Below are 9460 nucleotides of genomic sequence, written 5' to 3' on the forward strand. Positions count from 1 at the left end.
GTGGGGTGAGATTAAGGATGGATATGGGGTGGTTGAGATACAGGGGGGATTGGAGGGGGTGGTGGTGTTGAATCAGCATTATTTCCCGGGGTGGAGGGTGTGGGTGGATGGGGTGGAGAGGCCTGTTTTTTTAATGAGTGGGGATGAGTTGGGTAGGGTTGGGGTGTGGGTGGATGGGGTGTCGAGGCGTGTAGAGTTTTTTAGGTAGGTGTGCGTGCTGCTTCTAATACCCTTCTAGGAGCAGGGCTACTTTTTACCCTTCTAGGAGCAGGGCTACTTTTTTACCCTTCTAGGAGCAGGGCTACTTTTTTCAATACCACAAGGAAACATCAGCCAGCTTTCGGCCGAAAATACTAGGTAAGTCAAAATTTATCTAGGAGGCTTGATATGCCAAGAAATCCAAAGTGCTTTTTTAATAATACAGTTCTTGAAATCACTAGCAGTGTCCAAGAAGGTCTTCCAATTACTGTTGCAGCTTATATGGCAGTAATTATTGAAGGAATCTTAGCTGCTGCGTCTGTAAAATATAGTACAACTATTTGCCATTACATTTTCATGGGCAATCATTTTCATATGATTATTGTTGTTAATAATCCAGCAGATGTTCCAAATTTTATGAGATACATAAAAGGTGAGCTCGGTCATGCAATTAATAATCTTTTAGGTAATGAGCAAAAAAGTGTTTGGGTATCAGGATATGATTCTGTGGTTTTACTTGATCCTGCAAAGGTGCTCGATCGGATAGCATATTTTTATCTTAATCCAGTAAGGGCTAATCTTGTTGAAAAATGTAGTGAATATCCTGGTGTATCTAGTTATCGGTCCCTAAGTAGTGGTGTGATGCACAAAACTTGCAAGAAAATTTCACGTGATGCAATTCCGACTCTGCCAATGTCTGACTTAAGTTTCGTCGAACAAGGTGATTTAGCTGATAAATTACTCACTGGTAAGGGGTTAAATTATACTTTGAGTATATTTCCCTGGGCATTTCTTAAGTGTTTTGAGAGCACGGCGAAAACAGACTACAGACTATATTTGAAAGAATTATTGTCTACAATTCAGGACAGAGAGCGTGGATATAGCCTCAATCGTAAGTCTCCAGTGGTTGGAGTCCATGCGCTTCGACTTGAAATTCCGCGTAGGCGTTACGAATCTAAGAGATGCGGTGTTAAAATGATCTGCATGACCCATGATTTAGAGATTAGGAAAAATTTCATTTCTTGGTTCAAAATCCAGGCCGAATCTGCGAGGAAGACTTTTGCTGCATGGAAAGTCGGAGATTTGCATCTAAAGCCACCTCCTGGTTTTTTCGCCCCTGGAGGCATACTTCTAGCGAGCGCGCTGCTGCCGATATTAGTCGGCTAATTGTAGAAAGTAGAATCTAGACAGTAGAATCGCCTAGTTTGTGTAAGGGGAGAGGGGCCGTCTTTGCAAAATTCAATATATGTGAGGTTTTTTTAATGCTATTTAGTGGTTTTGCGAAATTGCGATGATTGATTGACTCTAACTACTGGTTGGTGTGGTGATGGATTATGTGCCGTTACGTCGTGGCCTTCGATTTGCGTTATAGTAGCCCTGCTCCTAGATCTGCTTATGCTTGCTTGAGGAGCTACTACAGTCTCTCGACTTTTATTGCTTGTCCAACTAGCTTGAGCAGAGATGGGCGGTTATTCACGGTCGTCTCAAGTAAAACCTCACGACCCCAAAGAGTCTCCAAGTGCGTGAGAGTCTTCTCCGCATATTCAAGCTGTAAGTCACGTCCATCATGCTCGTGTTTTAAATATAAAGTGCGCCGTCCACCAAAATCAGCATCATGAATCTTTATAATCGGGATCGATCCCATGCCAACATTTTTAACCAATGTCTCTCGAACTTGCTCATAGCTCTCATCGTCAGACACTTTTGTAATCACGCGCTCTTTACCTCGACGCTCATGCTCAAACAGATCTAACTCACGCATAATCTCTGGAGTTAAAAATCGCCTCAAAAACGACGCGTCTCTGTCACTCTCACGCACCTCAAAAATCTTCTTCCGGCCCGGCGAATCATTCTCCGTTGACGGTAATGGTCTTTTCTCTACACGATACTCTTGGCCAGTTTTGCCCTCATTCCAACGCTGTTCAATGTTGTTCCAAATGATAAAACCTAAATGATATGGGTTTAATCCCCCCGGCGTTGGACGTAATACCTGATTATGTCTCACAATAAACTCAAGATGATACTGCTCCGGTAGCCTCAATTCCTGAATCAACTTGTAGTGCCAATAACTTGCCCAGCCCTCGTTCATAATCTTGGTTTCAATTTGCGGAATAAAATATTCAGCTTCCTGATCTACTATCGAAACTAAATCACGTTCCCAGGAGTTTAAAACACTGCTGTGCTTTGCAATAAAATCAAGCACATTCTGCTCAGGCTCGATCGGAAACTTATCAATGTTTGCACTCTGCCTCTCAACCTGTGGGTGAATCTCTGCATATTGATCACGTGGTGGATTTGCACGGTCAATCTCACGCTTCACCGCCTCCACATGTGAAAGCTTTCTAATGCCGGGATTACGCGTGCGCTGCAAGGAAAGTGCATGCGCCGAATCTAAAATCCTCTCCACTGCGTTAATTCCAATTGAAGGATCTTCAATATAGCTACGCACCCGCTTGGCATGATTCTTGAACATCTCAATTACGTACGGCGCATTCGTTCCAAGTCGAAACATGAAATTATTTGCGAAAAAGTCATTATGCCCATAAACATGCGCAATTGTTAAAATATGCAATAAATCAGTGTTGTCTCGCATTAAGTAGGCAATGCAAGGACTAGAGTTGATCACCATCTCATAGGGCAATCCGCCTACGCCATAATCATACATCGTCTTTTGAATTTCATAGGTCTTCCCATAGGACCAGTGCGAGTATCGAGAAGGCATCCCAGAATAGGCCATGTAGCCAATCATCTCGAAATGATCGCAGATTTCAAATTCCTGCGGATAACACTTGAGGCCATAACGATCCACTAATGCTCTTACTTTGTTATCCCAGTCCTCTAAGTCTTGTAGATTTAATGACATAATTTGCTTCTTGAAATTTTACTTCTGCGCGGCAGTTCCACTCTGTCCAGTTTGAATTGCCGGTCGCATCGTTACGTCCTTCATCATAAAGGCCTTAAACGCAGCCCAAAGGTCGTCCTTCTTTTCAATCACAGCTGAAAAAAAGTTTGCCTTGTCAATATTTTGAAAAACCTCAAGCATGCTACCACTATAATATGCACTACCTGAAGGCTTGATTTCGCCGTATCCGAATAAGTTACAGACATCACAAAGCTCCTTTGCCGTCTCTAGCGCCTTCTCATTATCACTATAGAAGTTGTCACCATCTGAACAATGAAAAGCGTAAATGTTCCAAAGCGTAGGGTGATAGCGTGCATAAATCACTTCTAAAGCCTTGCTATAACCGGAAGAAATATAAGTTCCGCCTGACTCAACCTTATGGAAAAATTCCTGCTCCGTGACTTCTTTGGCATCGGTATGATGGGCAATGAATACGAGTTCAACTTGCTCGTATTTCATGCGCACAAACTGAAAAAGTAAAAAGTAAAAGCTTCTTGCTAAGTATTTCTTTACCGTTCCCATCGAACCAGAAGTGTCCATAATGCAAATTACAACAGCATTCGACTGCAAGCGCGTGTCAGTAGTAATATGGTGATAGCGCATGTCGTCATGGTGGAAAGGGAAGCGCCTGTCTTCAGCATCAAAATCTTGATCAACACGATTCTTTTTAACAGCAAGTAAGCGTTTGATACGATTTCTTGCTGTGCGCCGCTTATCTAAGCGTGCCTGAATACCTTCCTTGCGAAATCCGTGACGCTTTGTTGAGCGATTGGATTCGAGCTGGCGCAGTGCTTTCTTCTGTAAATCTGGTAGCTCAAGATCCTCAAACATAATTTCCGTAAGTTCTTCTAAGCTTACGTCGGTTTCAAATGCATCAACCCCTGGATCACTTCCTGCTTGCCCAGCAGCATCAGGTTGGCCGGGCTGACCCTTATCGACGACATCTCCCGGCTTAGATTCACCATTTCCTTGCGCCACTCCAGGAGAATTCTCACCGTAAATAAAGCGGTACTCTTTAATTGAACGAATCGGGACCTTAATGATTTTATCCTTGTTCGTCCCAATGATTGACTCTTCGGAAAGGATATCTGAGATATTGTTACGAATGTATTCACGAACTTTTTGACGATGTCGAGCACGGTCGCGAGCACTACGGTCGCTACGTTTATCCTCGGAAACATGTGGTCTAAAGATTGCGCCCATTTTATCGATTTAACTCTCCACGCAAATTAATGGGGATTAAGTTTGAGCTTGAGACAAGTTTGAGTAACGGGAATTTTTTCGATGCCGACTTTATTGTAATAAACGAGGCGAAGAAAAAATGTCCCGTGACGAAAAAATTGGCCAAGATCAACGTTAATCCTTCCAGAGATTGTTAGCAGCGTATTTTAGTATTACGTCAACTGATGCTGGCGGATAACCATTAGCGATTAGCTGCTCCACCATCGTGTCGTATTTCTTTTGTTGCTCCGCATCACGCGTGCGTGAACGTGTAATGATACGCGAGATATCGCGCACACTAGTCATTAACTTCTTCTCGATTGCGTCTTTAAGTGGTTCATAACTTTCATAGTGAACCTTCTCGCCACGCCGGCCGATCGACCAGAGATAGGCAATAACCTCCTGCCTAAAACCATCTGCTGCAGTGCCGATAATTCCAATCTGCTCTTCAATTGACTTCAAGAAAGCCTCATCTGGCTCGAGTTCCTCTTGCGTATTGCGGTCTTTTACCCGCTTTTTCGTAACATACGCTTCGGCATGATCAAGGTAATTCTGGAAAAGGGAGTCTGCCTGTTCTTGATATGAATAGACAAAGGCCTTGGTGATTTCCTTCTCGAGAATCTGCAGATACTCTTTGTGAATTACATCTCGTAATAGTTCAAGATAATGTTTCTTCGTGTCTTCTGGAAGTTCAGCCTCTTTAACCATGGCAATCAATGATTCACGGACATTGAGTGGGTGGATGCAATTATTCTCAATGTTGTCTGAAAGCGCGTTATCTAGAGCTTTCATGATGAAGCGCGTTGAGATACCATCCATGCCCTCGCGTTTAGCTTCTTCACGTAACTCTTGGACATCGATTTTCTTGGTTTTGCCTTTCTCTACAACTTCTTCACCGTTATAGAGCTTAAGTTTGGTAAGTAGATCGCACTTCGAAGTTGGCTCAAGTCGTGTAAGAATTGCAAAAATTGATGCCATCTCGATCGTATGTGGTGCTATGTCAGCCTTGAAGTTCGATTGGCGTATGATTTTTTGGTAAATCTTGACTTCCTCAGAAACGCGTAAGTTATAAGGCACGCGCACCACCACAATACGGTCGAGAATTGCTTCATTTGTGTGGTCAGCTTTAAATTTTTTCCACTCGGCTTCGTTGGAGTGGGCTACAATACAGAGGTCACAGTAAATCATGCCGTGTCGTCCCGGGGCAGGAATCGATTTTTCCTGCGTTGCGGTAATCATCGCATGTAAGTACTCTGTCTCGTTTTTAAAGACTTCAATAAACTCAACAAGTCCACGGTTACCAACGTTCAGTGCTCCGCTTAAGTCAAGCACTCGGGGATCGCCTTCAGAATATAAATCCAACTTGGAAATATCTTCACTACCGATCAATACACTTGTGTCTTGGTTATTCGGATCAACTGGAGGGACGACACCAATACCAACGCGGTTACGGCGGCTGAAGTTTACGGTTTTAACTGGAAACTCTTCCCACTTGCCGTTAAATTCACTCTTTAAGCGGTAGCGACAAATTGGACAGACATCGCCTTCGATTTGTACACCAAGCTCAGCCTCAAATTGTGGGCGTAAATGTCGTGGCACTAAGTGTAAGGGCTCTTCATTCATTGGGCAACCATCAAGAGCGTAAATTGGAGCAATCCGCTCTAAGCCGCGTTTTAGTTCTTCGATCAGTGAACTTTTACCTGAACCAACAGGTCCAACCAAGTAGAGCACCTGGCGACTTTCTTCTCCCTTGAGTGAGGCAGAGTGCAAGTAGCGCACCATTGCGCTGATTGTATTTTCCATGCCGAAAAAACGTTCAGCGAAAAATTTATAATTTTTAACACTTTGATTTTTGAAAATACGTGAGAGGCGAGAATCCTCTTCTATGTTTACTTCGTCAATTCCCATATCTTTAATCATCGCGTAAATGCGCGAGTGAGCAAGTTGGGTAAGGTTGGGATTTTTTTTAATTACGTCTAGATATTCTAGGACGGTGCCCTTCCACTGATGTTTTTTCTGAGTCTCTCTGTCTTTCTCGATAATACTTTTAAATTCGTTTGCATGACTTTGAGCCATAGAAAATCCTCCATCTACTCAGTATTGGATTAATTCAGTATAGTTAATGGTTACAGTTAAAGTATCGACAGACAAGAAAAGTTTCTTTACGGATAAAAATCGGCTAAAATCATCGATTAATACATTGAATTTATTGTTGATATCTTCGATCGTGCAAATGTTTGTATCAGAAACGGCAATTTTAAAACAATTTCCCTTATAACTTAACTAAATCCCAGAGAATTAAGCACTATCGTAAGCGAGCTTGGTGTAAAAGGCTTCTCGAGCACTGCTGCTGCACCATCAACGCCTCCCATCTCTTCCAGTTCCTGGATAGAATTAGCAGAAAGAAAAACAACTTTTGTACCAAGCCCAGCAACTTCTAGCGCTAAGCTCTTAATCCGATCCTTTCCAAGGCCATCCGGAAGTTGATTATCAATGAAAATTAGTGCGTAGGGGGAGGTTGCAGAGTCTGAAACGCTTTTGTTCCCGCTAGCTAAATTATAGCTTGAGTCAACAACCCATGAACGCGCCTCCAGTAATGCGCCCAAAATATCGTGCACAACTGGATCATCGTCAATGATCAGTGCCTTTAAATTCATACATACACCTAGCTCGTAGCAAACTATACTAGTTCTTGTTTGGAAAGTGTGAAACTATTAGTGTGATTTTATATTAACTATATCTTATTTGAAATGCTTATGAGTAATGACACTATTTTTCATAAAATTATTCGCAAGGAAATCCCCACTGAAATTATCTTTGAAGATGACCAAGTGATTGTGATTAAGGATATTAGTCCACAAGCACCGATTCATTTACTGGGTATCCCTAAGGAAAGTATTGCCTCTATGCGTGAAGCCAGGCCAGAAAACTCCAATGTCCTCGGGCAGTTACTGATCAGGCTGAGTGAAATAGCAACTAAGCTTGGGTTGAATGACCGCGGCTATCGGCTTGTGATAAACTCTGGACCGGATGCGCAGCAAACTGTCTTTCAGTTGCATGTCCACTTGCTAGCCGGCAGGGAATTCACTTGGCCTCCGGGATAAATCCAAAGCCAAGAACTAATCAAAGGAAAGGATCGCAGATGGGTTTTGTAAACATTGAAATTAAAGACAGCGTTGCTACGCTTACAATAAACCGAGCCGAGCAGTTAAATGCGCTTAGTTCTGAAGTGCTTGGAGAAATTGAAGCTGTGCTATCAGAACTAGATCTTTCTCGCGCTAAATTACTGGTCTTCTGCTCAGCCGGAGAAAAGGCCTTCATTGCTGGCGCAGATATTAAACAGATGTCGAGTTTGTCAGTCGAAAGTGTCGAGGATTTTATTGCCCTTGGTAACCGGGTAATGAATCTAATTCAGGGTCTCGATCTGGTCACAATTGCAGTGCTACAGGGAGCTGCCCTTGGCGGAGGTCTAGAGCTTGCATTAGCTTGTGACTTAATTGTCTCGAGTAAGCACGCCAAGCTTGGCCAACCAGAGGTGAATTTAGGATTAATTCCTGGTTTCGGCGGCACGCAGCGTCTTGCGCTACGGACAGGTATTGGCCGAGCGCGACGTTTAATCCTCACTGCGCAAGTTATTACTGCAGAAGAAGCATTGCACATGGGTTTGGTTGACTATTGCGTCGAGGCAGATGCGTTGCAGACAACCGTTTCAGAACTAACCAAAACATTACTCTCCAAAGGACCACTTGCACTAGCTGCGGCCAAGAAAGCACTCTCTGGGCTCTATATGGAGAATCTCGAAAACGGTTTATGTCTAGAGCAGGAGCTTTTTTGCGATTTGTTTAGCTATCAAGATACCAAAGAAGGACTGACGGCATTTCTAGAAAAACGTAAAGCAAATTTCCAAGGCAAGTAAGGCGATGAACAATAGCTACGAGGTAATTTTAACAGAAGAGCAACGCATGATTCGTGACACCGTGCGCGCCTTTGCCGAGAAAGAAGTCCGCCCACTGGCAAGAAAAATTGATGCCGATCATTACTTCCCTCAGGAATTAATTCCTAAACTCGCAGAAAATGGCTTTCTTGGTGTTAATGTTAGCGAAAATTATTCAGGCGCAGGACTTGATTACGTCAGTTATAGCATCATCGTTGAAGAATTGGCGCGTGTCTGTGCTTCAACGAGTGTGATCGTGAGTGCTCACAACTCGCTTTGTCTCTCACCAATTAATTCTTTTGGGTCTGACGCGCAAAAGAAAAAATATTTACCCGCGCTCGCAAGCGGTAAGCAGCTCGGTTGTTTTGCCCTGAGCGAGCCAGGCACAGGCAGTGACGCGACACGCCAAACCTGCACGGCTAAGCGTAACGGAAGTGAGTGGGTGATTAATGGAGTGAAAAACTGGATTACAAATGCACCGGTATCTGATACGTGCGTCCTTTTTGCGATGCAAAATCCAGAACTTGGCGCAAAGGGCATTGTCGCCTTGATTATTGAATTAAAACAAGACCAGGGTATTACCATCGGCAAACTTGAAGATAAACTTGGCATCTGTGGTTCGCCAACTGCAAGTATTAGCTTTGACGATGTTCATGTGCCAGCTGACCGACTACTGGGTCAAGAAGCTGACGGGTTTAAAATTGCCATGCAAACGCTCGATGGTGGGCGTTGTGGGATCGCAGCGCAAGCAACTGGCATTGCCCAGGCTGCTCTCGATGATGCCTTAAGATACTCAACTGAGCGCAAAGCCTTCGGCAAGGAAATTTCCGAACATCAGTCAATTCAGAATTATCTGGCTGATATGAGTGTGCGTGTCAGTGCAGCGCGCCTCTTAACCTGGCAGGCCTCGAGTCTAAAGGACAAAAAGCTCCCCTACGGGCGCGAAGCTGCACAAGCTAAGCTTTTTGCCTCTGAGGCCTCTGTGGAAAACGCTTTGAAGGCGATTCAAATTCATGGCGGCTATGGCTATGTAAAAGAATTTAATGTGGAACGTTACCTGCGTGATGCAAAAATTACTGAAATTTACGAAGGCACAAGTGAGATCCAGCGCCTAGTAATTGCACGCAGTCTGCTTAAGGATGGTTTGTAAAAATGGCTAAAATTAATGCCGAGCGCTTAGCGCGTTTTAGTACGATCTCTGACAT

The 9460-nt window shown here is 43.6% G+C and carries 8 protein-coding genes; 4 read left to right on the forward strand and 4 right to left on the reverse strand.

Annotated elements, in window-relative coordinates; translation table 11 throughout:
• Window positions 1–387: 387 nt before the first annotated feature.
• Window positions 388–1365, forward strand: a complete 978-nt coding sequence (locus tag JNK13_04990; GenBank protein MBL7662093.1) for a transposase — start codon at window positions 388–390, stop codon at window positions 1363–1365.
• Window positions 1366–1612: 247 nt separating this feature from the next.
• Here JNK13_04990 and JNK13_04995 read toward each other — a convergent pair whose 3' ends face one another.
• The 4 genes from JNK13_04995 to JNK13_05010 form a co-directional block, all read right to left on the reverse strand.
• Window positions 1613–3064, reverse strand: coding sequence for a SpoVR family protein (locus JNK13_04995; GenBank protein MBL7662094.1), 1452 nt, complete (start codon window positions 3062–3064; stop codon window positions 1613–1615).
• Window positions 3065–3079: 15 nt separating this feature from the next.
• Window positions 3080–4303 carry a sporulation protein YhbH gene (yhbH, locus tag JNK13_05000; GenBank protein MBL7662095.1) on the reverse strand — a complete coding sequence of 408 codons (1224 nt, stop codon included), beginning with the start codon at window positions 4301–4303 and terminating at the stop codon, window positions 3080–3082.
• A gap of 153 nt (window positions 4304–4456) precedes the next feature.
• Window positions 4457–6397 (reverse strand): serine protein kinase, encoded by a 1941-nt coding sequence (locus tag JNK13_05005; protein MBL7662096.1) that lies wholly within the window; start codon window positions 6395–6397, stop codon window positions 4457–4459.
• 203 nt (window positions 6398–6600) lie between these two features.
• Complete coding sequence (locus JNK13_05010) at window positions 6601–6978, reverse strand: response regulator (GenBank protein MBL7662097.1); 378 nt, start codon at window positions 6976–6978, stop codon at window positions 6601–6603.
• 99 nt (window positions 6979–7077) lie between these two features.
• Between JNK13_05010 and JNK13_05015 the strand changes: the two genes are divergently transcribed.
• Genes JNK13_05015 through JNK13_05025 form a run of 3 tightly spaced genes read left to right on the forward strand, consistent with a single transcriptional unit; the run spans window position 7078 to window position 9405 of the window.
• Entirely contained in the window at window positions 7078–7425 is a 348-nt protein-coding gene (locus tag JNK13_05015) for a histidine triad nucleotide-binding protein (protein ID MBL7662098.1), read from the forward strand.
• Between the two features lie 38 nt (window positions 7426–7463).
• The gene (locus tag JNK13_05020; protein ID MBL7662099.1) at window positions 7464–8237 is read left to right on the forward strand and encodes an enoyl-CoA hydratase/isomerase family protein; all 774 of its coding nucleotides are present in this window, start codon (window positions 7464–7466) and stop codon (window positions 8235–8237) included.
• 4 nt (window positions 8238–8241) lie between these two features.
• Entirely contained in the window at window positions 8242–9405 is a 1164-nt protein-coding gene (locus tag JNK13_05025) for an acyl-CoA dehydrogenase (protein MBL7662100.1), read from the forward strand.
• Window positions 9406–9460 lie beyond the last annotated feature (55 nt).

The organism is bacterium (genome assembly GCA_016786595.1).
GTDB lineage: Bacteria > Bdellovibrionota_C > UBA2361 > SZUA-149 > JAEUWB01 > JAEUWB01.